This is a genomic window from Variovorax sp. GW821-FHT09B01, assembly GCF_059418345.1.
Genome location: NZ_JBWKPQ010000024.1, coordinates 57,881 through 79,469, shown reverse-complemented (window position 1 = coordinate 79,469; position 21,589 = coordinate 57,881). Strand labels below are relative to the sequence as shown.

21 protein-coding genes are annotated in these 21,589 nt (G+C 72.1%); 13 read left to right on the top strand and 8 right to left on the bottom strand.

What is annotated here, in order from left to right; all coding sequences use genetic code 11:
- Window positions 1-71 precede the first annotated feature (71 nt).
- The 4 genes from AC07RV_RS37965 to AC07RV_RS37950 are packed head-to-tail and all read left to right on the top strand — an operon-like array spanning window position 72 to window position 4,000.
- Complete coding sequence (locus AC07RV_RS37965; protein ID WP_296781533.1) at window positions 72-1,094, top strand: glycosyltransferase family 2 protein; 1,023 nt, start codon at window positions 72-74, stop codon at window positions 1,092-1,094.
- Between the two features lie 11 nt (window positions 1,095-1,105).
- Window positions 1,106-2,095 carry a hypothetical protein gene (locus AC07RV_RS37960; RefSeq protein ID WP_296781532.1) on the top strand — a complete coding sequence of 330 codons (990 nt, stop codon included), beginning with the start codon at window positions 1,106-1,108 and terminating at the stop codon, window positions 2,093-2,095.
- Window positions 2,085-2,852 carry a hypothetical protein gene (locus tag AC07RV_RS37955; protein ID WP_296781531.1) on the top strand — a complete coding sequence of 256 codons (768 nt, stop codon included), beginning with the start codon at window positions 2,085-2,087 and terminating at the stop codon, window positions 2,850-2,852. The genes AC07RV_RS37960 and AC07RV_RS37955 overlap by 11 nt, the downstream gene beginning before the upstream one ends.
- A gap of 2 nt (window positions 2,853-2,854) precedes the next feature.
- The gene (locus AC07RV_RS37950) at window positions 2,855-4,000 is read left to right on the top strand and encodes a glycosyltransferase family protein (protein ID WP_296781530.1); all 1,146 of its coding nucleotides are present in this window, start codon (window positions 2,855-2,857) and stop codon (window positions 3,998-4,000) included.
- On the opposite strand, the gene AC07RV_RS37945 is transcribed toward AC07RV_RS37950, so the two are convergent.
- From AC07RV_RS37945 to htpG, 4 genes are all read right to left on the bottom strand, one after another.
- On the bottom strand, window positions 3,976-5,664 hold the full coding sequence (locus tag AC07RV_RS37945) for a hypothetical protein (RefSeq protein ID WP_296781529.1): 1,689 nt from the start codon (window positions 5,662-5,664) through the stop codon (window positions 3,976-3,978). The genes AC07RV_RS37950 and AC07RV_RS37945 overlap by 25 nt on opposite strands.
- A gap of 197 nt (window positions 5,665-5,861) precedes the next feature.
- Window positions 5,862-6,917, bottom strand: coding sequence for a Bug family tripartite tricarboxylate transporter substrate binding protein (locus tag AC07RV_RS37940; RefSeq protein ID WP_296781528.1), 1,056 nt, complete (start codon window positions 6,915-6,917; stop codon window positions 5,862-5,864).
- A gap of 4 nt (window positions 6,918-6,921) precedes the next feature.
- A complete protein-coding gene (locus AC07RV_RS37935; protein ID WP_296781527.1) occupies window positions 6,922-7,590 on the bottom strand; it encodes a hypothetical protein in 669 nt (222 codons plus the stop codon).
- Complete coding sequence (htpG, locus tag AC07RV_RS37930) at window positions 7,587-9,623, bottom strand: molecular chaperone HtpG (RefSeq protein ID WP_093355234.1); 2,037 nt, start codon at window positions 9,621-9,623, stop codon at window positions 7,587-7,589. The genes AC07RV_RS37935 and htpG overlap by 4 nt, the downstream gene beginning before the upstream one ends.
- Before the next feature lie 278 nt (window positions 9,624-9,901).
- Between htpG and AC07RV_RS37925 the strand changes: the two genes are divergently transcribed.
- The 7 genes from AC07RV_RS37925 (at window position 9,902) to AC07RV_RS37895 (ending at window position 16,107) form a co-directional block, all read left to right on the top strand.
- The gene (locus AC07RV_RS37925; protein WP_296781526.1) at window positions 9,902-12,160 is read left to right on the top strand and encodes a hypothetical protein; all 2,259 of its coding nucleotides are present in this window, start codon (window positions 9,902-9,904) and stop codon (window positions 12,158-12,160) included.
- A gap of 95 nt (window positions 12,161-12,255) precedes the next feature.
- Window positions 12,256-12,843 (top strand): hypothetical protein, encoded by a 588-nt coding sequence (locus tag AC07RV_RS37920; RefSeq protein WP_296781525.1) that lies wholly within the window; start codon window positions 12,256-12,258, stop codon window positions 12,841-12,843.
- Window positions 12,843-13,466 carry a hypothetical protein gene (locus AC07RV_RS37915; RefSeq protein ID WP_296781524.1) on the top strand — a complete coding sequence of 208 codons (624 nt, stop codon included), beginning with the start codon at window positions 12,843-12,845 and terminating at the stop codon, window positions 13,464-13,466. The genes AC07RV_RS37920 and AC07RV_RS37915 overlap by 1 nt, the downstream gene beginning before the upstream one ends.
- A 5-nt stretch (window positions 13,467-13,471) precedes the next feature.
- Complete coding sequence (locus AC07RV_RS37910) at window positions 13,472-13,951, top strand: hypothetical protein (RefSeq protein ID WP_296781523.1); 480 nt, start codon at window positions 13,472-13,474, stop codon at window positions 13,949-13,951.
- Window positions 13,948-14,778, top strand: coding sequence for a COG1470 family protein (locus AC07RV_RS37905; protein WP_296781522.1), 831 nt, complete (start codon window positions 13,948-13,950; stop codon window positions 14,776-14,778). The genes AC07RV_RS37910 and AC07RV_RS37905 overlap by 4 nt, the downstream gene beginning before the upstream one ends.
- Window positions 14,775-15,416 carry a hypothetical protein gene (locus AC07RV_RS37900; RefSeq protein WP_296781521.1) on the top strand — a complete coding sequence of 214 codons (642 nt, stop codon included), beginning with the start codon at window positions 14,775-14,777 and terminating at the stop codon, window positions 15,414-15,416. The genes AC07RV_RS37905 and AC07RV_RS37900 overlap by 4 nt, the downstream gene beginning before the upstream one ends.
- Window positions 15,417-15,594: 178 nt before the next feature.
- On the top strand, window positions 15,595-16,107 hold the full coding sequence (locus AC07RV_RS37895; protein WP_093355224.1) for a DUF3761 domain-containing protein: 513 nt from the start codon (window positions 15,595-15,597) through the stop codon (window positions 16,105-16,107).
- A 115-nt stretch (window positions 16,108-16,222) separates the two neighbouring features.
- On the opposite strand, the gene AC07RV_RS37890 is transcribed toward AC07RV_RS37895, so the two are convergent.
- Window positions 16,223-17,263, bottom strand: coding sequence for an ABC transporter substrate-binding protein (locus tag AC07RV_RS37890; RefSeq protein ID WP_296781520.1), 1,041 nt, complete (start codon window positions 17,261-17,263; stop codon window positions 16,223-16,225).
- Between the two features lie 53 nt (window positions 17,264-17,316).
- On the bottom strand, window positions 17,317-18,225 hold the full coding sequence (locus AC07RV_RS37885) for a LysR family transcriptional regulator (protein WP_296781519.1): 909 nt from the start codon (window positions 18,223-18,225) through the stop codon (window positions 17,317-17,319).
- A 97-nt stretch (window positions 18,226-18,322) separates the two neighbouring features.
- On the opposite strand from AC07RV_RS37885, the gene AC07RV_RS37880 reads away from it, so the two are divergent.
- Both AC07RV_RS37880 and aqpZ read left to right on the top strand, forming a co-directional pair.
- On the top strand, window positions 18,323-19,330 hold the full coding sequence (locus AC07RV_RS37880; protein WP_296781518.1) for a zinc-dependent alcohol dehydrogenase family protein: 1,008 nt from the start codon (window positions 18,323-18,325) through the stop codon (window positions 19,328-19,330).
- 185 nt (window positions 19,331-19,515) lie between these two features.
- Window positions 19,516-20,259 (top strand): aquaporin Z, encoded by a 744-nt coding sequence (aqpZ, locus tag AC07RV_RS37875; protein ID WP_093355215.1) that lies wholly within the window; start codon window positions 19,516-19,518, stop codon window positions 20,257-20,259.
- Between the two features lie 79 nt (window positions 20,260-20,338).
- Here aqpZ and AC07RV_RS37870 read toward each other — a convergent pair whose 3' ends face one another.
- Together AC07RV_RS37870 and AC07RV_RS37865 are read right to left on the bottom strand one after the other, a co-directional pair.
- Window positions 20,339-20,680 (bottom strand): hypothetical protein, encoded by a 342-nt coding sequence (locus tag AC07RV_RS37870; RefSeq protein WP_296781517.1) that lies wholly within the window; start codon window positions 20,678-20,680, stop codon window positions 20,339-20,341.
- A gap of 199 nt (window positions 20,681-20,879) precedes the next feature.
- Complete coding sequence (locus tag AC07RV_RS37865) at window positions 20,880-21,218, bottom strand: hypothetical protein (protein ID WP_296781516.1); 339 nt, start codon at window positions 21,216-21,218, stop codon at window positions 20,880-20,882.
- Between the last annotated feature and the right edge of the window lie 371 nt (window positions 21,219-21,589).

Below are 21,589 nucleotides of genomic sequence, written 5' to 3'. Positions count from 1 at the left end.
GGCAACCGCGAGGGTTGTGCGATAAAAGCGGCATGCATGCCTTCCCAACGACGTCCGGACAGGAAAAATCGATGATGCCCGATCAAGTGGCGGCGCGCACCGCGCTGGTCCTCGAGACCAACAACCTGCGCGGCGGTGCCGATGCGCAGGCCAGGACCGCCGCCAGCCTGCAGCGGCTGATCGCGCTGCTCGCGCGCCAGAAGCAGCCGCTGTCCACGCTGGCCCAGGTGGTCATCACGCACGACGGCCTCGATGCCGCCACCTGCGAGGAAGTGCAACGCCTGGCCGGGCGGCCCGTCGACTTCGTGCGCATCGACGCCAGCACCGGCTACTACGACGCCAAGAACACCGGCTTCGCGGCCACCGACGCGGCGCGCTGCGACTGGGTGGTGTTCGCCGATGCCGACTGCCTGCCCGACGAGGACTGGCTGCGCGAGCTGCTCGCGCCCTTCGCGCGCGCCGACGCGCCGGCCGTGGTGGCGGGACGTACCAGCTACGCAGCCAACGTCGTGGGCACCGCGCTCACCACCATCGACTTCATGTACTTCCCGAACGAGCATGCGGGCGCGACGAGCAACTTCTACGCGAACAACGTGGCGTTCCGGCGCGAGGTCTTCGACACCCACGGCTACCAGGCGCTCGACGGCGTGTACCGCGCCCACTGCCAGGTGCTCGGCATGCGGCTGCGCGCGGCCGGCATCCCGCTGCACTACGCGGCGCGCGCCCACACCGAGCACCGCCTGCCCGACACGCGGCGCGAGGCGCTCAAGCTGCGCTGGATGCGCGGGCAGGACACGTATTCGCTCACGCCGCACCTGCTGCGCAGCTACGTGTCGCCGCGCTGGCACTGGCTTGCGAAGAGCGGACCGATCGGCCCGCTGTGCGTGCTCGTCACGCGGCTGGGCTTCAGCCTGCGCGCGCTCAACCGGCAGGACCTGCCACCGCTGCGCGGCGCGCGCTGGGCGCTCGGCGTGCTGCTGATCCTGGGCTTCTCGGCCGTCGACATGCTCGGCGCCTTCGCGCGCGGCATCGGCCTGCACACCACGGGCCGCGCGCAGGCTGATGCGCAGGCGCTCTCCTACCACCGTCCCTGAGGCCCGCGACCATGGCACGCCTGCTCGTTCTCGCCGCCCTCGCGCTGCTCGCCCCCGGACTCGCGGCCTCGGCCGAGTTCTCGGGCCGCGGCGTCTTCGCTTTCGCCTCGGGCAGCGGCTGCCCCATCGCCGCCGGCACCGGCGAGAACTGCAACCGGCTCGCGCTCGACGACGAAGACACCCGCGCCACGCTCGACGAAGCCACGCACACGCTGCGCTTCGCCAATGGCCGCAGCTACGACGGCAAGCGCATCGTGGGCGACGTGGTGCTGCAGGGCTCGGGCCGCACGGCCGATGGCCAGCGCGTGCCGCTGAGCTTCCATGCGCTGCTGAGCCGCTCGGGCAGCGACTGGTCGTTCAGCAGCCATGCGCATGCGCCGGTGCGCGGCGAGTTCTCCGAGATCCGCATCGATCCCTGGCAGCTCGTGGTCGGCGAGGTCGGCGGCGAGCGCGTGCTGTTCAGCAGCGCGCAGGTCGTGGAGGCGCTCGCCAAGCCCTCGCTGACGGCGCGCCTGGCCGACGAGCTGGTGCAGGTGCGCGACAACCGCGAGAGCGCCGCGCGCGACGCCGACATCACGGTCGGGCTCGGCGTGTCGAAGGCCGTCAAGTGGGTGGCGCGCACGCGCTTCGTCACGACGCGCAACCGGCCGCTGGCCGAGGCGATGCGCGAGGGCAACTGGTCGCTAGAGCTGCAGGCCCTGAGCGGACAGATTCCGCGCCAGGTCGTGCAGCGCGACCTGTTCCTCTACGGGCTCGAATCGCAAGCCCTGCTGCAACCGCTGCTGCAGCGCGGCTTCCGCAAGAACGAGAAGCTCACGATCGGTGCCACCGGCGGCAAGGGCTTCGTGCGCTACGACGGGCAGCAGCGCGAGTTCGCGGGCGCCGACGCCACGGCGCGTGGCTTCCTGCAGGGCAGCTTCCTCGGGCTGGTGCTCGGCTGGCAGCAACAGCAGTTGCAGCCCGTGGCGCTCGATGTGAAGGCCGGGTCGAATGGCCGCTGAGCTGTACGCGCAGGCCGCGCCGGATGCGCCGAATGCCCCAGGCTTCGAGAGCCTCGCGCCGCCGTTGCTGCGCGGCTGGCCCGCGCTGCAGGCCGCGCTGGTGCACCGCGTGAAGCGCGCCGCGCTGCGCCAGCTGCATGCCAGCCGCGCGGGCGAGGCGCTGCTGCTGCGCCTCTACCTCGTGGGCGAGGAATCGTCGGAACAGGCGCTGCAGCGCGAACTGCGCGCCGCCGCGCCCGACTGGCTCGAGCGCCAGCTCGACCAGCACCTGGCCGACGAGCAATTGCATGCGCGGCTGTTCGCCGAGGCCATCGTCGAACGCGGCGGGCGCGCACGGGCAGGCGCCGTCGACGGCGAGCAGCCGCGGCCCGACTGGTTCAGCCGGCGCAAGCTCGCGCGCTGGCAGGCGCTGATCCGCCGCCATGCGCCGCACTTCGCGCACGGCGGCCTGGTGCCGGCCTATGCGATCGGCCTCGCGGCCGAGCAGATGGCCTCGCGCATCCTCGAGCGCCACTGCGCGCTGATCGGGCCCGCGCATGCGCTGCATCCGCTGCTCGCGCGCGTGTGGGCCGACGAGCAGCGCCATGTGCGGCTGTGCAGCCACACGCTGCAGCGCTGCGTGGCGCCGCACGAGCGCGCGCGGCTCGCGCAGTTGATGGACGAGGTGCGTGCCATCGAGCGCGGCTTCGGCATCACGGGCGCGCTCGGCATGTGGTGCGCGGGCGCGGCGCTGCGGCTGGTGCCGCGGGCGGGCTGAGCATGCCGCGCATCCTCTACCTCGCGACCGCCGACGCGCGCGGCCACCTGATGCGCTCGCAGCTGCTCACGCACGCGCTGCGCGCGGCCGGCGCGCAGGTGCAGGTGCTGACCACCTCCGACGAGGGCGCGCTCTTCCTCGCGGGCTTCGGCATCGACGCGCCCGTGCTCTCGCGCCACTACGCGGTGCAGTTCGACGCGCGGCAGAACATGCTGCGGCGCGAGACCGACCGCAACGTGGCGCACTACGTGTTCCGGCCCGGCCGCATGTTGCGCGACATCGTGCGGCTGCACGGCCGGCTGCGCGAGGCCGACCTGGTGGTCAACGACTCCTTCCATCCGGCGCTGCTGTTCATGGGCGCGCTGCCGCCGTGGCGGCACAAGGTGGTGCACGTGTACGGCGCGAGCCTGCGGCGCGCGCTCGAAGGCAATTTCAGCGGCCGGCTGCCGGGCTGGACGGCACGCGCCTTCGGCCGCATCATGGCCTGGCAGATCGGGCGCAGCCGCGCGCGCATCGCGCACGATTTCGCGCAGCAGGCACCGGCGCACGATGGCCACGGCACCTACTGGCTCGCGACGCCGGTGGCGGTGGCCTCGAGCGAGGACGTTGCGGCCGTTGCACCGCGGGCCGCGGTCTACCTCAACCCGCACTTCAAGGACACGGCGCTGGCCGACGGCCTCGAACGCGGCCTGGCCGCCGCGGGCCTGGGCGCGCATTGCGTGGGCGAAGGCTATGCCGGGCGCGCCGGCTGGCAGCCGCAGGACGCGCACTGGATCGACACCGCGGCGCGCAGCGCCTTCATCGTCTCGGCCCCCGGGATGGCGGCGCTGTCGGTGGCCCAGGTCTACCGCAAGCCGATCCTGCTGCTGCAGACCGACCAGCCCGAGCAGGCCAGCAATGCCGAGCGCGCCGCGCAGCTCGGGCTGCACCATCGCGTGGTGGTGTGGCGCGGCGACGCGGCCGCGTTCGCGCGCGATGTGGCGGCCGCGGCGCGCGAGCTCGGCGCGAGCACCGAGGCCACGGCCGCGCAGGGCCGCGAGGCGGCGCTCGAACGGCTGCAGCCCTGGAGCCAGCTGCTGCTGCGCCTCGCGACGCAACCGGCCGCGGCCGGTGCCGACCCGGCCTATCCGGCCGCGCGCCTGGACTGAAGCACCACGCGCAGCATCCGGTCGAGCGCGCGCTCGGGCGCTGCCGCCGTGGTGTCGGGCTGCGGCAGCGCCGCGACATCGCCCGCGCCCGCCGGGCTCATCGACACGCGCAGCTTGCGCAAGGTGAAGCCCGAGCGCACGACCGGCTCGTCCGCGCCCTCGGCCACCTCCGCATCGGCCGCCTCGCCCACGAAGAACTGCAGCACCAGGCACTTGCGCTGCGGCGAGGGCACGAGCTCGAACACCAGGCTGCGTCGCCACGCGCCCGAGGTGCGCTGGCCCGGCAGCATCGCGCCATCGAGCAGCGCGACCACGCGCGTGCTCTGCGCCTCGCAGCGGTAGTCGATGCGCACGCGCAGCCGCTGCGCCGGCGCCTGGCCCGGGGCCTGCAGCGGATGCGCGAACACGGCCGCGGGCGGCAGCGGGATCACCAGGCAGGCCAGCGAGCCCTCGCTCCAGGTGTCGACGTCGTCGGGCGCCGACCAGCCATGGGCCAGCCAGGCCGTGGCCGGATTGCCGGTGCGAAAGGCGTAGTCGCGGCCGAGCACGAGCTCGGGCAGCGCCTGCAGGCCCGGGTCGCGGTCGTCGAAGCCCCAGCGCGTGGAGAAGGCGCGCTCGATCGCATCCGCGGGCCATGCGCCGGCACCGGCCGGCGGGGCCGCGGCCTCCTCGCCGGGCGCGCGGCAGGCGTCGAGCATGAAGTCCAGCGCGCCGAGCTCGGGCCCCACCGGCAGCCAAGGCGAGCAGGCCGCGGGCAGGCACTCGGGCGCATTGCGGTCGGCGCGGATCAGCGCGCGCACGGGCTGCAGGAAGTAGCGGGCCTCGGTCAGCACGCTCGACGACAGCCCCGCGACGAAGCGCAGGTTCTCGGCCGACAGCAGCGCATAGGTGTTCTCGCGCGTCCAGGCGACGTTGGGAATGGCGCGCGCGATCGGCGCGAGGTCGTGCAGCGCGGGCTCGTAGGGATGCGGCTTCACGACCAGCAGGTCGACCTCCTGCGCCAGCGTGCGCAGCGCGCCGATCACGGCGGAGGGATGCTGGCTGCGCCCGCCGCTCACCAGCGAGAGGTCGACCAGGCTCTGGCCGAAGAACAGGCCCACGCGCAGCCGCGGATCGAACAGCGCGCCCGCGCCGCGGCGCGCGAAGCAGCCGCGGATCGCGGCCGCGTGGTTCCAGAACAGCTCCTCGTCGATGACGCGCGCCTCGAGCGCGGCGCGGATGCGCGCGTCGTTGGTGCGCGCGCAGAAGTGCAGGTGCTCGGTGAAGCGGCGCGGGTCGATCTCGATGTCGAGGTAGCTCGCTCCGCTGCGGTCGATGCAGTGCTGCAGCGCCGGCGTCAGTCCCCAGCCGATCACCAGGCAGCCCGGGCCGAAGGCCGGCAGGCCCTCGAGCCCGCGCAGCGGCGCGAGGTCGGCGACGCAGGCGCGGGCCCAGCCGGCCGGCGTGGCCGGCAGGCCCAGCAGCGCCATCGCGCGCGCCACGTCGATCGTGCCGCCGTGCGAGCGCGGCGCGATCTCGCGCATCGGCAGGCCGAGCCGGCCGAGCGCCGAGCCGAAGAAGCCCTGCAGGAAGCGCCGGTTGGCGGGGAAGTAGTGCAGCCCGTTGTCGGGCGAACGGAAGAAGTCGTCGACGAAGAGGACCTGGTGGAACCGGCGTGCGGGCATGGCGATGGGCGGTCGGTGCCGGAGGCCCTGCGGGCCGCCTCGCCGGCCGGTGGCTGAGGGGGAGCCGCCAATCTAGAAGTGCACTCTTAGCGTTCGGTGAGCCCGGCGCCAAGCGCGCGCAAAGTTCATGCAAAGCAAACGTGAAGCGCGTGCCGTGTGTGAACGGCAGGCAAAGTTGCGGCGCCGCAAGGCGGCGCTCAGTCCAGCGTCAGGTTGAGCCCGCGGATCAGGCCGTCCCAGCGCTCGGACTCCTGATGCAACAGCGTGGCGAATTGCGCGGGCGTGCCGCCCACCGGTTCGACGCCATAGGCCGCGAGCTTGCGGTGCACCGCGGGGTTGTGGATCGCGCTCGCGATCGCCTGCTGCAGCCGCGCCACGATCTCGGGCGGCGTGCGCGCCGGCGCCACCACGCCCACCAGCGCGGCCGCCTCGACGCCGTCGATGCCGAGTTCGGCGAAGGTCGGCACCTCGGGCAATTGCGGCAGGCGCACGCGGTCGGCGATCGCGAGTGCGCGCACGCGGCCGCTGCGGATGAAGCCCAGGCACGCGGCGAGGTCGCACATCATGGCCTGCAGCTGGCCGCCGGCCACGTCGGCCACCGCGTTGGCCGCGCCGCGGTAGGGCACGTGCAGCATGCGCAGCCGGGCCTGGCGCTGCAGCAGTTCCATCGCGAGGTGGTGCGGGCTGCCGGTGCCGGCCGAGGCATAGCTGATCTTGCCGGGATAGGCGCGCGCGTCCTCGAGGAAGGCGCGCGCGTCGCGCACGCCGCTGGCCGGTCCGACCAGCAGCACCAGCGGGAAGCGGCCCATCAGCGTGACCGGCGCGAAGTCGCGCTGCGGGTTGTAGCCGAGGTTGCGGTAGAGCACGGGGTTGAACACCAGCGTGCCGTTGTCGGCCGACAGCACGCTGTAGCCGTCGGCCGGCGCGCGCAGCACCTCGGCGGCACCGAGCGAGGTGTTGCCGCCCGTTCGGTTCTCGACCACCACCGGCTGGCCGGTGTCGATCGCGAGCTGGTTGCCGACGATGCGCGTGAGGAAGTCGGAGCCGCCGCCCGCGGGGTAGGGCACGATCCAGCGGATCGGCCGGTTGGGAAATTCGCGCTGGGCCCGTGCGGCAGGGGCACCGAGCAGCAGCGCGCCGGCCAGGCCGGCGGCACCCGCGAGCCAGGCGCGGCGATCGGGCGAGGCGCCGGCCGGCGCGGCCGATGGATCCGCCTGCGCCGATGCCACCGTTGCCACGCGTGCCGTCGCCATCGGCTCAGGGCGCGATCGGATTGCCCGGCGAGCCGAGCGCATTGATGCCGACGCGCGCGGGCGCCGCGGCCTCGGGGGCGCGGTAGGTGACCTGCACGGGCGTCGGAGCGGCGACCGGCACGGCCTCGCGCGCGGAATCGTTCCTGCGCACCAGCACGCCCGGCGCGCGGGCCTTGTTGACGCGCGGCGCGGCCGACACCGGCGTGGCGGCGGGCGCCGCGACGGGCAATGCGGCAGGTGTTGGCGCGGGTTGCGCGCCGCCCGTGGGCGGCAAATCGGCCGCGACGCCGAAGCCCCCCGCGCTGCCACCGACACCGGCGCCGACGCTGGTCACCGGACCCGGCTGCATCGCATTGGGCTTGCCCGCGTTGGGGTCGTGCAGCACCACGCTCTGGCCCACGCCGGCACCGACCGGGCCGACGCCCAGGCCCATGCCGACCGAGCCCGCGACCGCGCCGCTGTTGCTGACCGCGACGCCCGCGCCGAGCGGGCCGAAGCCGGTGTTGAGGCCAACCGAGAAGTTGCCGTCCTTGGTGGCGCCGAGCCCCAGCGAGAGGCCCGGCACGATCGGGATGCCGATCTGGTAGTGGGAGCAGCCGCTCACCAGCAGCGCGAGCAGCACGCCGGCCGGAAGGCCGGCGGCCGCGATGCGGGTGCGCGGCCGCGTGTTCACACCAGGAGCGCGTTCACGCGCCGCACGTAGGCCGCGGGATCGGCCGGCAGGCCGCCCTCGGCGAGCAGCGCCTGGTCGAACAGGATGTTCGCGAGGTCGTCGAAGTGGGCCGAGCCCTCGAGCTTCTTGACCAGCGCGTGCTCGGCATTGACCTCGAGCACCGGCTTGAGTTCGGGCGCGGGCTGGCCGGCCTGCTTGAGCATGCGTGCGAGCTGCGTGCTCATGCCGCCGTCCTGCACCACGAGGCAGGCCGGCGAGTCAACCAGGCGCGTGGTGACGCGCACGTCCTCGGCCTTGTCCTTGAGCGCTTCCTTGAGCTTCTCGAGCAGCGGCTTGAACGATTCGGCGGCCTCCTCGGCGGCCTTCTTCTCGTCCTCGTCCTGCAGCTTGCCGAGGTCGACCGCGCCCTTGGCCACGCTCTGCAGCGGCGTGCCGTCGAACTCGTTGAGGTAGTTGAGCGCCCACTCGTCGACGCGGTCGGTCATCAGCAGCACCTCGATGCCCTTCTTCTTGAAGACCTCGAGCTGCGGGCTGTTCTTGGCGGCGGCCAGCGTGTCGGCCGTGATGTAGTAGATCGCGTCCTGGCCGTCCTTCATGCGCGCCTTGTAGTCGGCGAAGCTCACGCTCACGGCATCGGTGGTGGTCGAGGCGTAGCGCAGCAGCTTGGCGATGCGGTCGCGGTTGCCGAAGTCCTCGCCCAGGCCTTCCTTGAGCACGGCGCCGAACTCGGCATAGAACTTGGCGTACTTGCCCGCGTCGTCGGCCGCGGCGGCGGCGGTCTCGGCCGCGGTGGGCGCGTTCTTGTCGACCACGTCCGTCACGGCCTCGGTCGGCTCGGGCGTGGGCACCGATTCGCCCGAGCCCACGTCGATGCGGCCTTCGCCGCTCTCGGGGCCGGTCTTCTGCTTCTTGGCCAGGTCCTCGAGCATGCCGAGCACGCGCTTGGTGCTGCCTTCGCGGATCGCCTTCACGTCGCGGCTTTCCTGCAGCAGCTCGCGGCTCACGTTGAGCGGCAGGTCGGCCGAGTCGATCACGCCCTTGACGAAGCGCAGGTAGCTGGGCATCAGCGCCTCGGCGTCGTCCATGATGAAGACGCGCTTCACGTAGAGCTTGACGCCCGCGCTCTTCTCGCGGTTCCAGAGGTCGAACGGCGCCTTGGCGGGGATGTAGAGCAGCTGCGTGTACTCGGTGCTGCCTTCGACGCGGTTGTGGCTCCAGGCCAGCGGCGCCTCGAAGTCGTGGCTGATGCTCTTGTAGAACTCCTCGTACTGCTCGGCGCTGATGTCCTTCTTGGGACGGCTCCACAGCGCGTTGGCCTTGTTGACCGTTTCCCATTCGCCGGTCTTCACCATGTCGCCGGGCTGGTCGTTCTCGCCTTCCTTCCACTCCTCCTTCTCCATGAGGATCGGCAGCGAGATGTGGTCGGAGTACTTGCCGACGATCTGCTTGATCTTCCAGGCGTTGAGGTATTCGTCGGCATCCTCGCGCAGGTGCAGCGTGATGCTGGTGCCGCGCTCGGCGCGCGTGATGTCGGCCACCTCGAAGTCGCCGGCGCCGCCGCTGGCCCAGCGCACGCCCTGCTCGGCGGGCAGACCCGCGCGGCGCGACTCGACGGTGATGCGGTCGGCCACGATGAAGCCCGAGTAGAAGCCCACGCCGAACTGGCCGATGAGCTGGGCGTCGGCCTTCTGGTCGCCGCTGAGCTTGCTCACGAAGTCCTTGGTGCCGCTCTTGGCGATGGTGCCGAGGTTGTCGATCGCCTCCTGGCGCGACAGGCCGATGCCCTTGTCGGTGATGGTGATGGTGCGCGCGGCCTTGTCGAAGCTGATGCGCACGTCGAGCTCGGACTGGCCTTCGTAGAGCTCGGGACGGTCGATGGCCTCGAAGCGCAGCTTGTCGCAGGCGTCCGATGCATTCGAGATCAGCTCGCGCAGGAAGATTTCCTTGTTGGAGTACAGCGCATGCGTGACGAGATGCAGCAGTTGCGCGACTTCGGCCTGGAACGGGAGTTTGGTGTTGGAGGAATCAGCCATTGGAAAAGGAAAGGTCGGATCGAAAAAATTCTAAGGCGGCGCGGCGGTCCGGGCTCGGCCCGGACGCAGCTTTTCTACCTGGGGCAAACGGTTTTAAAAATCAACGCTCGCTACCGAGATTTCAAGCACTCCATCACGGTTTACTACGAAAAATTCGGCAACGCCCCTGAAGCCCTCGTTTTTGGTCAGCAAAAGTTACCAAAAACCACAATCATCGCCTCCGCTGCGCACGCAGTGATTCAACTCAACCGGGGCCCTCGGGGCCCAAAGGGACGGCGATGTTGTTGGATGACGAGGGAGTTGCCGTGGCCTGCCGCTGGCTCGGCGCGAATGCCGTGGCGCCGCGGGGCCGCCCGGGCGTCGGCTGCCTGGCGGCGCTGGCCTGCCTCGCCGCGGAGGCGCAGACCGCGCCACCCGCCGCGGCCGCCGAGGCCCGCATTCAGCCGATGGACCGGGCCCAGGCGCAGCAGGCGCGGCTGAAGGCCCTCGTCGACGCCGCGCCGGCGCCCTACCAGGACCGGTTCATGAGCGCCGACGAGGCGGGCGCCGCGTCCGCCGACGACAGCGCCGCGCCGTCCGCCCAACCCGAAGGCTTTCGCGCCTGGATGACCGAAAGCCGCATCGGCTTCGGCGCTGCGACGAGTTCCGGCACCGGGCGGCGGCGCGCGATGGAGTTCGGCCAGCGCATCGAGTACCGCCGCGAGACGCTCAACCACGGCGAGTTCCTGCTGCAGGCCGACGGCCGCCGCTGGAACGGCGACCGCCAGGCCCAGGGCGGCATCGGCGTGCTGGACTACGCCGAGGACGCGGGCAGCGGCCGCCTCACGCTGCGCAACCTCGCCTTTCCGCTGACGCCCCGGACCTTCGCCGACAGCGCGCTGGGTGACATCCACAGCGAGCTGACCGAGGGCCTGGCGCGCAATTACCGGCTCTCGCTCGGCAGCACCACGGTGCGCGGCGCCGCGTTGCGCGTGTTCGACGCCGACAGCGACTGGCGCGCGGGCTTCGGCATGCGCGGCAGCCTGCGGGGCGGTCCGTATCCGGGATTCGAGCAGAGCCAGGGCACGCTCGGCTGGCTCGGCCTGACGCAGCGCGTGGGCGGGAACGGCTTCGTCGCCACGCAGCTGAACCGGGCGCGCGACCTTCCGGCCTGGACCCTCGACCCGTTCACGGGCCAGGGCGTCGGATCGCGCCATGTCGAGAGCTGGGCCAGCGCGCTGGGCTGGGGCCGCGAGGTGGAGCGCGACGGCGACTTCAAGGTCCGCGCCACGCTGATCGGCAGCCGCACGCGCTCGCCGACGCCGGGCGTCGCCGTCGGCGATTCGCGCGGGCTGTTCGTCGAGGCGAGCGCACGCCTGGGGCCCTACCGCCACGAACTCGGCGCCTACACGGCCAGGCCGAATCTCTTCTTCGGCGACCATCTCGTGGCCGACGGCACGCGCGGCGCCTACTGGCGCGTGGACCGCGGCGGCAGCCGCCTGCACTGGGGCGGCGGACTCGAGCACGAGCGCACGCAGGCCGACGCCGCCTTCGGGTTCGCGGGCTCCAGCCGCAGCGGCGCGAACGGCAGCGTCCTGTACCAGTTCGACCGTCATGCCTCGGTCGGCGGCAGCCTGAGCCTGCAGCGCACGCGCTACGACAGCAGCGCGGACACCGCCGCCGGCAGCGACTCGCGCAGCCTCTACGCCAGCGTCTTCCACCAGGCACGCTTCTTCGGCGGCCTGCGCAGCCGCTTCAGCCTGACCGTGCGGCGCAACGAGCTGATCGTGCTCGGCGACCAGGCCGCCACCGGCCACGAATGGCAGTGGGAGCAGGACTGGATCGGCGCGGGCCGCGAGACGCTGCGCCCCGAACTCACGACCACGCTCGGCTATGCGCGCGACCGCAGCGGCGGCGTGCCACGCAACTACCCCACGGCCGGCGTGCAGTTCCTGTGCTGGCTCGACAGCGGCTTCCACCTCGGCGGCAACCTGCGCTACACCTCGCAAAGCGGCGGCCTGCACACCAGCCGCGGGCTGTCGGGCTCGCTCACGGCCGAGAAGGCGCTCGCCCGGGGCTGGCGCATCGGCTTCGCGGCCTACTTCAACCAGGCGCGCGCCGCCGTGGCGCCCACCACGAGCCTGGGCCCGCAGCTCTACCGCAGCAACGACCGCAGCGCCTACGTCTACCTGCGCTGGGAGGGCAGCGCGGGCATGCCCTTCCAGACCGCCGGCGTGCGCGACGGCGATGCGGGCGCCGGTGCAGGCAGCGTGGCCGGGCAGGTGTTCTTCGACGCCAACCGCGACGGCGCGCGGCAGCCCGACGAAGGCGGCGCCGCCCACGTGGAGGTCCAGCTCGACGGCCGCTACCGCACCACCACCGACCACGACGGCCGCTTCGAATTTCCGCTCGTGACCACCGGCCGCCACCGGCTGAGCCTGACGCTCGACAGCGTGCCGCTGCCCTGGGGCGCGGCCGGCGACGGCGGCGTGACGCTCGGCGTTCCGCTGCGTGGCCGGGCCGTTGCCGAGATTCCCCTGACCAAGGTGGGCGAATGAGCAGCGCGCCCCTGCGGTCTTCTCCTGCCCGCTGCTGCTCTTCTTTCTTCATCCATCGAGGCCCCCTCATGAACCCCAGCGCCCTCCCCCACCGCATGCTCGCCCTCTCCGTGGCGGCCCTCTGCCTCGCCGCCGGTGGCGAGGCCATGGCCGAGAGCCAGTACGGCGCGGGCACCGGCACCATCACGGCCCAGGCCAAGGTCAACCTCAGCGTGACGGTGCCCAAGCTCATCCTGCTGCGCGTGGGCGCGGCCAACACCGCCGTCGACACGCTGCGATGGAGCTCGGCGCTGGAGATCCCCGCCGTTCCCACGCCGGCCCTGGCCGCCGCCGCCAACACCGGCGTGGACTGGAACGGCGCGGCACCGGCCGCGACCGTCGCCGCCGCGGCCGGCGCCGACACGCTCACCGTCTACGCCTGGACCAATGCCGGCACCGGCACCATCCACTGCGCGCTCGGCGCCTGGAACGCCACGGGCGGCCCGGCCGACGCCGACTTCACCGTGACCGCCGAGGGCACGCTGCCGCACCCGGGCGCGAACCTGGGCGCCTGCGCCTCGACCGCGTTCCCGTCCAACACGGTGGCCACGGGCACCTGGACCTACGCGCTCGGCGGCACGCCGGCCGGCTGGCGCGCCAACACGTACACCAACACCATCACCTACACCGCGCAAGGCATCTGATGCGGCCCCGCCCGGCCCCGGCTCCGCTCGCCGCCGCGCTGCTGGCCGCGGGCCTCGCCCTGCCCGCGGAGGCCGTCGTCATGACGGTGACGGACGTCGGCCTGGTCTATGCCATCTCGGTGCGCGTGGGCGCAGTGAGCGGCGTCGACACGGTGGCCTTCAGCGTCGCCGGCGACAACGTCGGCCTGGCACCGGCGCCGGTGGCGGGCTCGCCGGTCATCGAGGTGTGGGTCACGCCGTTCCGGCCCGCGAATTCCTCGTCCACGGCGCGGCCGGTGACGCTGCGGGTCGACTCGACGCCCGGCCTGGCCTGCCAGTCGGGCGGCTGCGGCGCCACCCTCATCCCGTTCAGCCAGATCGGCTGGACCGCCAGCAACAACGGCGCCGCCACCACGGGCGACATCCAGAGCGGCCGCTTCGACGGCAGCGCCAACCAGCAGATCGCGAGCTTCAATGCCAACGCGACCTTCTGCTCGGCCCCGGTGCTGCTGCTGTGCCTGGGCTACACCTACCGGTCGAACGCGATCAGCGCGACGCGGATGCAGTTCAGCTACGACAACGACGTCGTCTATCCCGCGGGCAACTACCGGGGCACGGTGCGCTTCACGGCGTCGATGGAGTGAAGCGCATGCCCGCGCCGGCCATCCCGTGTGTCGCGCTGCTGCTGTCGCTGGCGCTGCCGGCCGGCGCGGGCGTTGCGCGGCTGGACGACTCGAGCTCGCCGCGCGCCCAGGTCGGCACCGACTTTCGCCGTGCGCAACCGGTCGACGGCATCCGCTTCGACCTGCCGTTCGGACGCATCGACTACCGGCTCGCGACCGCGCCCTACATCGGCCGGCGCGCGCGCATCTTCTACGTGATCCCGGCCGCCATCCCCGGCCTGCGCTCCCCCGCGGGCATGCAGCTGCAATGGCGCAGCCACGGCACCTTCGCGAGTGCCAGCGGCCGACCGGGCGACCGCGTGCCGGTCTGGATCGGCACCGTCGCCACCGCCTGGATGACCGAGAGCTTCGAGCTCACGCTGCGCCTCGATCCGCGCGAACTGCGGCTGCCGCCGGGGGCTTCGCTGCGCTTCGAGTCGATCTTCGAAATCGAGACCCTGCCATGACCCAGCCTTCCCTCGCACGCACGCTGCCGCGGCGCGCCGCCCCCTTCGTCCTGCTGCTGGCCGGCGCCGGCGGCGCGCTGGCCGCGCCGTTCGAGATCGCGGTCTCGCCCTCGCGCTTCGAGCTGTCGGGCCGCGGCGGCACGCGCCTGGGCCAGTCGCTGGAGATCCACAACCTCGCGCCGGTCGCGACCGAGGTGACGGTGCGCACCATCGACTGGCACTACTCGGCCGAGGGCCAGATCAGCTACCACGACGACCTGCAGCCCGGCAGCTGCCGGCCCTGGGTGGCGCTCGAGCGGCGCAGCGTGCAGCTGCCCGCGCGCGGCAGCCGGGCCTACCGCTTCCAGATCGAGCCGCCGGCGGGTTCGCCGCGCGGCGAGTGCCGCTTCATGATCGCGATCGAAGGCAGCGAGCCCGCGCAGCAGGCGCTGATCCAGGGCGACGGCGCCAGCCTGAGCCTGCCGGTGACGGGGCGCATCGCGGTGGCCGTGTACCTCGCGCTCGACGGCGCCGAGCCCCGGCTCGACCTGCAGCGGATCGCCAGCAGCGACAGCGGCGGCCAGCGCCGCATCGCCGTGACCGTGGCCAACACCGGCGATGCGCACGGCCGCCTCGAAGGCAGCCTGGACGCCGTCGACAGCCAGGGCCGCGCCTTCGCGCTGGTGCCCGAGGGCACGCCGATCCTGCCGGGCCAGACTCGCACGCTGGCGCTGATGCCCCAGGCCGAAGACGGCCGCGCCGCGCCGCAGCCCGCCTATCCGGTGAAGGTCGAGGGCACGCTGGACTGGGCGCAGGGCAGCTTCAAGGTGGAGGCGACGCTCGAGTGACGGCGCGCCTCGCCTTGCGCGGCACGGTCGCGGCGGCATGCCTGGCGCTCATCGCGGCCGCGCGGGCCGAGACGGCCACCTCGGCGTCCGGCTTCAACGTGCCGCGCAGCGCGACGGCCAGGCTGGACTTCAGCCTCTCGATCCAGAAGTTCCTGTTCTTCGGCGTCGGCGCCAGTCCCTGGCCGGCGCAGAGCAATGCCGTGGGCACCGTGCGCTTCGTGCTCGCGCCGTCGATCCCGCCGGCCGGCATCGCGCCCGTGGCCGGCAGCCGCCAGCCGGTGGACTGGCCCGGCGGCGCGCCGGTCTTCGCGGTCACGGCCTCGGACCACGTGCTGCCCGTCGAGGTGCGCAGCAATGCCGGCCCGATCGCCATCCGCGCCGAGGCGAGCACGCCGCTGTCCAACGGCAGCCACACCATCCCGATGTCGGAGATCACCATCGCCTCGAGCAACCCCGGCCTGCCCGCGCCGCCGGTGCCCGCCAGCGGCATCGGCGGCGCCGCGATCGTCGCGGGCACGGGCTTCTCGAGCCTCGTGACGCTGCAGAAGGCCAGCTGGACCTTCGGCTATGCCAACAGCGCGAGCCGCAGCGCGGGCAGCTACACCGGCGTGCTCCGGTTCACGGCCAGCACGCCCTGAGCGCGGGCGCGGCGTGTCACGCACGAACGCGTCACAGGCCGCCTCCGCAATCCCGCCGGCACTCGCCAGGGGCGGTGACTTTTGCCGCCGGCCCGCCCTGAATCTCGCGCAAGTCAGCTTCCGCTGGGATTGCCCTCCAAAGCTGCGCATCTGCCTTTCAACACCTCAGGAGCTTTGCATGAACAAAAACCCCAGGAAGATGCTGTGGATCGCCGCCTGCCTCGGGCTGGCCGCCTTTGCCGCCCAGGCGCAAGTGCCGACCGACGCGCCAGCCGGCACCACCGTGCAATGCAAGGACGGCAGCTATGCCTCGCCCGACACCAAGTCGGGCGCCTGCCGTGGCCACAAGGGCATCAAGACCTGGTTCGGCAAGGCCGCCGATGCGAAGGCCGCACCAGCAGCCGCCGCTGCCGCCGCACCCGCCGTGGAAACCCAGTCGGCCAGCGTCGACAAGACCGGCGTGGCCCCGAGCACGGGCACCGCGACCAAGACGCCCGGCTCGCCCGACGTCACGAAGATGGCCGCCGCACCCGGTGGAGGCCCCGGCATGGTGTGGGCCAACGACACGACCAAGGTCTACCACTGCCCGGGCGACCGCTACTACGGCAAGACCAAGAAGGGCGAGTACCTGAGCGAAGCCGATGCGAAGGCCAAGGGCATGCACGCCTCGCACAACAAGGCCTGTGGATAGGCTCTCCCCAGGCTTCGCGCACTTCGTGTCGCTACGCCAACCCCCTTCCGGGGGCAACACCTGAGGCCCGGCGAAGCCGGTTCCTCGGTGTTTCGCGAAGGGAGCCGGGAATCGCCTACCTCGGCAGGGATTCGACTTCCTTCGTCCAGCGCTCGATCAGCCGCTTGCGCTCGGCCGCCTGGCCGTACTTCTGGAAGTCGTACTTGATGAGCTTCACGCCGTCCATCGAGGGAATGCGCGGATCGGGCTTGAAGGTCTTGTTGGCCGGCGACTGCAGGCTGCCGGCCTTGGCGCCGATGGACTGGCCCGCGGGGCTCATGAGCCAGTCGTAGTAGCGCTTCGCGTTCTCCTTGTTGCGCGCGCCCTTCACCAGCGCGATGCCGCCGATCTCGTAGCCCGTGCCCTCGCAGGGCGCGGCGGTCTTGACCGGAAAGCCGTCGTGGCGCCAGCGCTCGAAGCCGAAGATGAAGCTCACGCCGACCGCGACCTCGCCCTTGGCGACGCTGGGCGCCTGGGCCTGGCCGCTGCGGGTGTAGCTGGTGACGTTGCGGTGCAGCTTCTTGAGGTAGTCGAAAGCGGCGTCCTCGCCCATCTGCTGCACCAGGCCCGCGATGATGGTGTAGGCCGTGCCGCTGGTGGCGGGGTGCGAGATCTCGATCTCGCCCTTGTAGCCGGGCTTCACGAGGTCGGCCCAGCATTGCGGCTCGGGCAGCTTCTTTTTCTTCAGCAGCTCGGTGTTGAAGCCGAAGCCCATGGCGCTCGTATAGAAGCCGCCGACCATGTTCTGCGACAACGCGTACTGGCGCACGGCCCAGTCGTGCAGGTCGTCGATGTAGGCCGGGCGGTAGGGCTCGAGCAGGCCCTGCTCGGCCGCCTGCAGGAAGGGATCGCCGGTGCCGCCCCACCAGATGTCGGTCTTGGGATTGGCGGCCTCGGCGCGCAGCTGGGCGCCGATCTCGCCCGTGCCCTTGTGGGCCTGCAACACCTTGATGCCGGTCTCGCGCGTGAAGGCGGCGGCCGCGGCCTCGCACCAGCCGGCGTCGGTGCTGCACAGCGCGTTGACCGTGCCCTGTGCTGCCGCGTGCGGCGCCAAGGCCAGCAGGGCGGCGGCCGCGCCGAGCGCGGCGCATGTGCGGGTGAAGGCGAGCAAGTGCATGTGGGTCTCCTCGGGGTCAGGATAGCGTCGGCGCGCGCGCGCGCCGACAGGGTTCAGTCGGTTGCCAGCAGCGGCGGAAGATGCTCGGCCAGCCAGTCGATCACCACGCGCGTCTTCAGCGGCAGGTAGCGGCTGCGCGCGCGGATCACGTGCAGCGCGAAGCCGAAGGGCCGTGGCTCCTCGAACACCCGCACCAGCGTGCCGGCCGCCAGCGCCTCGGCCGCGAGCCAGGCCGGCAGCCGCGCGAGCCCCATGCCACCGATGGCGGCCTCGAGCAGCACCTCCGCGCTGTCGCAGCGCAGCCGCGCGGGCAGCAGCACCTCGGCGACGCGATCGCCGGCATGGAAGCGCCAGGCCGAGGCCGCGCCGTCGCGCGCGTAGAGCACCGCCTCGTGCGGCGGCTTCAGGTCCTCGATGCCTTCGGGACGGCCGCGCTCGGCCAGGTAGGACGGCGCGGCGCACAGCACCATCCACTGCATGCCCACGAGCCGCGCGATCAGCGCCGTGCTGTCGCCGAGATCGCCGCTGCGGATCGCGAGATCGAGCCCCTCCTCCGCGAGGTCGACGAGGCGGTCGCTGAAGCCGAGTTCGAGCGAGAGCTGCGGATGCCGGCGCGCCAGCGCCAGCAGCAGCGGCCCGATCTTGAGCCGCCCGAGCATGGCCGGCATGCTGACCCGCACCACGCCCGAGGCCGTGCTGCGCGCCGCATCGGCCAGCGCCTCGGCGGCCTCGAGCTCGGCCAGCGCGTTGCGGCAGCGCTCGTAGTAGCCATGGCCCTCCTGCGTGAGGCTCTGGCTGCGCGTGGTGCGCAGGAACAGCCGCGTGTGCAGCCGCGCCTCGAGCCGCGCGATGCTCTTGGCGACCGCCGAGCGCGTGACATGCAGGCGCTGCGCGGCGAGCGCGAAGCTGCCGGCCTCGACCGCGGCGACGAATTCCTCGATGCCTTGCAGGCGCTGGCTCATTGACGAATTTCAGGCAACAAATTTCGGAAAATTATCCACCACCGACGCCTTTGGAGCGTCAATAGCATCAGGCCTTCTTCTTTTCGCGGAGGCCTTCATGCCCGAAACCACCCTGCGCCGCTGGCAACTTCCCGCCTACGGCCGCGCCCATCTCGAACAGGTGCAGGCAGCGCTGCCCGAGCCGGGCCCCGGCCAGATCCTGGTGCGCGTCAGCGCGGTCGCGCTCAACTACCGCGACCTGCTGATGACCGAGGACGGCATGGGCATGCCGCTCGCGCTGCCGTTCACGCCGGGCTCGGACATGGCGGGCACGGTCGAGGCCGTCGGCGACGGCGTGCGCCGCTTCACGCCCGGCGAGCGCGTGATCAACACGTTCTGGAACGGCTGGATCGACCACCACTGGCCCGCCCATGCCGTGCCCGCGGGCGGCCCCGGGCCGGGCATGCTGGCCTCGCACGTGCTCATCGACGCCGAGGCGGCCGTGGCCGCGCCCGCCACGCTCTCGCTGGCCGAGGCCAGCACCCTGCCCTGCGCCGGGCTCACGGCCTGGTTCGCGCTGGCCGAGCTCGGCGCGCTGCGCGCGGGCCAGACGGTGCTGATCCACGGCACGGGCGGCGTGGCGCTGTTCGGGCTGCAGATCGCGCGGCTGCATGGGGCGCAGGCCATCGTGGTCTCGGGCAGCGCCGACAAGCACGAGGCCGCGCGCGCCCTCGGCGCCAGCCATGTGCTGGCGCGCGACAGCGACTGGCCCGCCGAGGTGCGGCGCCTGACCGGCGGGCGCGGCGCCGAGCATGTGCTCGAACTCGCGAGCGGGCCCAACCTCGACCGCTCGCTGCAGGCCTGCGCGCAGGGCGCGCGGGTGTCGGTCATCGGCATGCTCGAGGGCACGACGCTCGACGCCTCCTTCTACGGCCTGGTGCTCGGCCGTGTCACGGTGCAGGGCATCGGCGTGGGGCATCGGCGCGCACTCGAGGAGCTCGTGCGCGCCGTCGACGCCAACGGCCTGCGCCCCGCGATCGCCGCCAGTTACGGCTTCGATGCGCTGCCGCAGGCGCTCGACCACCTCGCGCGCGGCGCCTTCGGCAAGATCGTCGTGACCCCCTGACTTCGCGCCAGCACGGGCGTCGCGCAGAAAACCGTGACGTTTTCGTGAACAGTTGCCCGCCTTGCACGATCCCGTGCGGGCGCCCGAAGGTTTGCTCTCCCTTTCCCGTTCCAGAATCCGCGCGCGCCGGGTTTCGCCCCGGCGTTTTCGTTGACATCGAGAACATCAGAGAGAGGAAATCGAACATGGAACGCAGGGACTTCAGTGCACCGCAGAAATGGGCTGCCGAATTCATCGGCACCTTCTGGCTCACCTTCGGCGGCTGCGGCAGCGCGGTGCTCGCGGCGGGCTTCCCGGAACTGGGCATCGGCTTCGCGGGCGTCGCGCTGGCCTTCGGCCTCACGGTGCTGACCGGAGCCTACGCGCTCGGCCCGATCTCGGGTGGCCACTTCAACCCCGCGGTCTCGATCGGCCTCGCCGCGGCCGGACGCTTCAACCCGACGCAGCTCGCGGCCTACATCGTGGCGCAGCTGCTGGGCGCGATCGTCGCCGGCGGCCTGCTCTACCTGATCGCCACCGGCAAGGCCGGCGCGCAGCTCGGCGGCTTCGCCACCAACGGCTACGGCGAGCATTCGCCCGGCGGCTACAACCTGATGTCGGCGCTGCTGATCGAGGTGGTGCTCACGGCCGTGTTCCTGGTCGTGATCCTCGGCGCCACCGGCCGCCGCGCGGCGCAGAACTTCGCGGGCCTGACCATCGGCCTGTGCCTCACGCTGATCCACCTGATCTCGATCCCCGTCACCAACACCTCGGTGAACCCGGCGCGCAGCACCGGCGTGGCGCTGTTCGGCCCGAGCTATGCGATCGAGCAGCTGTGGCTGTTCTGGGTCGCGCCGATCGTGGGCGCCGTGATCGGCGCGCTGATCTACCGCGGCCTGCGGCTGCGCGGCAACGGTGGCAGCGGAAGCGGCAGCGACAGCGCGCTCTGAACGACGCGCACCGCGCCAACGACAAAAGGGGAGGCATCGCTGCCTCCCCTTTTTTTCATGGCGCCGAAGCGCGGGTCGCTCAGCTGCCGGTCGCCGACTTCACCAGCGGTGCCGAGGTCGACTGGCCGATCGACTCGGTGCCGCTCGGGTGCGAAGCCGAATAGGCGCCGGCCTGGATGTCCGACACCGGCGTCACCGAATTCATCGCGGGCGCGCTGGTCGATTGACCGATGGACTCGGTGCCGCTCGGGCGCGCGGCGGCCATGGCCGCGGCCTGGATCTCGGCGCTGGCGGGCGAATTCATCTGCAGCGGGTGGTAGTCCGAACCGTCCATCTTTTCCTGGGCCGATGCGGTGATGGCGCCCGTCGCCGCGAGCGCGGCGAAGGAGGCGACGGCGAGAAGCTTGAAAGAAGTGCGCATGCGTGTTCTCCTGGTCACAGGTTGTCCCCGGCCTCGTGCCGGCGCCGACGGGCGCGCGGCAGGCCTGAACGCACTCTAGGCAGGCCGACTGAGGGCAGCGTGAGTAAAGAGTTACGCGAGCCTTAGCGGGCGTTGCGCGCTTCTTCACCGACGTTCAACGAACTTCCTAAATCGACCGCCGAAGGTGGCACGAAGGCACTCATTCGCCGGCCGCGCCCACCTCGCCGTACGGAATACGCCCCTCGCGCTCGGCCTGCGCCGCGAGCGCGCTGACGCTGTCGCGCGTGAGCCCGGGCTGCGCGCGCTCCATCGGCGGCGCGGTCTCCTGCGAGACCATCGGCGAGGCGGTCGCGGTCTGCGTGGCCTCGGTGGCATCGCGCGCGAGATCGGCGCGCGAGCGCTGCGACTGGAACTGCAGCACGTGCTCCGAACCGTCGGCCTCGTCGGCCTGCGCGGCCACCATCGGGGCCAACGCCACCACGGCGCCCGCGGCCGCGATGAGGGCGAGCCGACGCGAAGAGAAGAATGCGATCTGCATGGCGAACTCCTTGAGAACGGGCTCGCGATGGCCGCGACATGCGGCCCCTCGGCCCTGGAGATTCACTTAGGGCCTGTTAACCCTATTCAAGGGGTCGCGAAGCTCGCCAGAGCCCGCCCATCAAGGCGCGTGACGACGCGTGTGCGTCCGCACACGCTAGGAGCGCAACGCCGAGGGGCGGGCTCTGGCGAGCTTCCCTCCGGGTTGCCCCGCAAAGGGGCCGTCTGCGGCGTTGCCCGCGCTTGCAAGGCGGACGCCTTGCTGCGCGCGGGCGCCTTGCATCCAGCCCCTTTGCGGGGCAACGCGACCCCTTGAATAGGGTTAACAGGCCCTAAGCCGCGAGTCTCAGCAGGGGCTGAGCAAAAACTTCG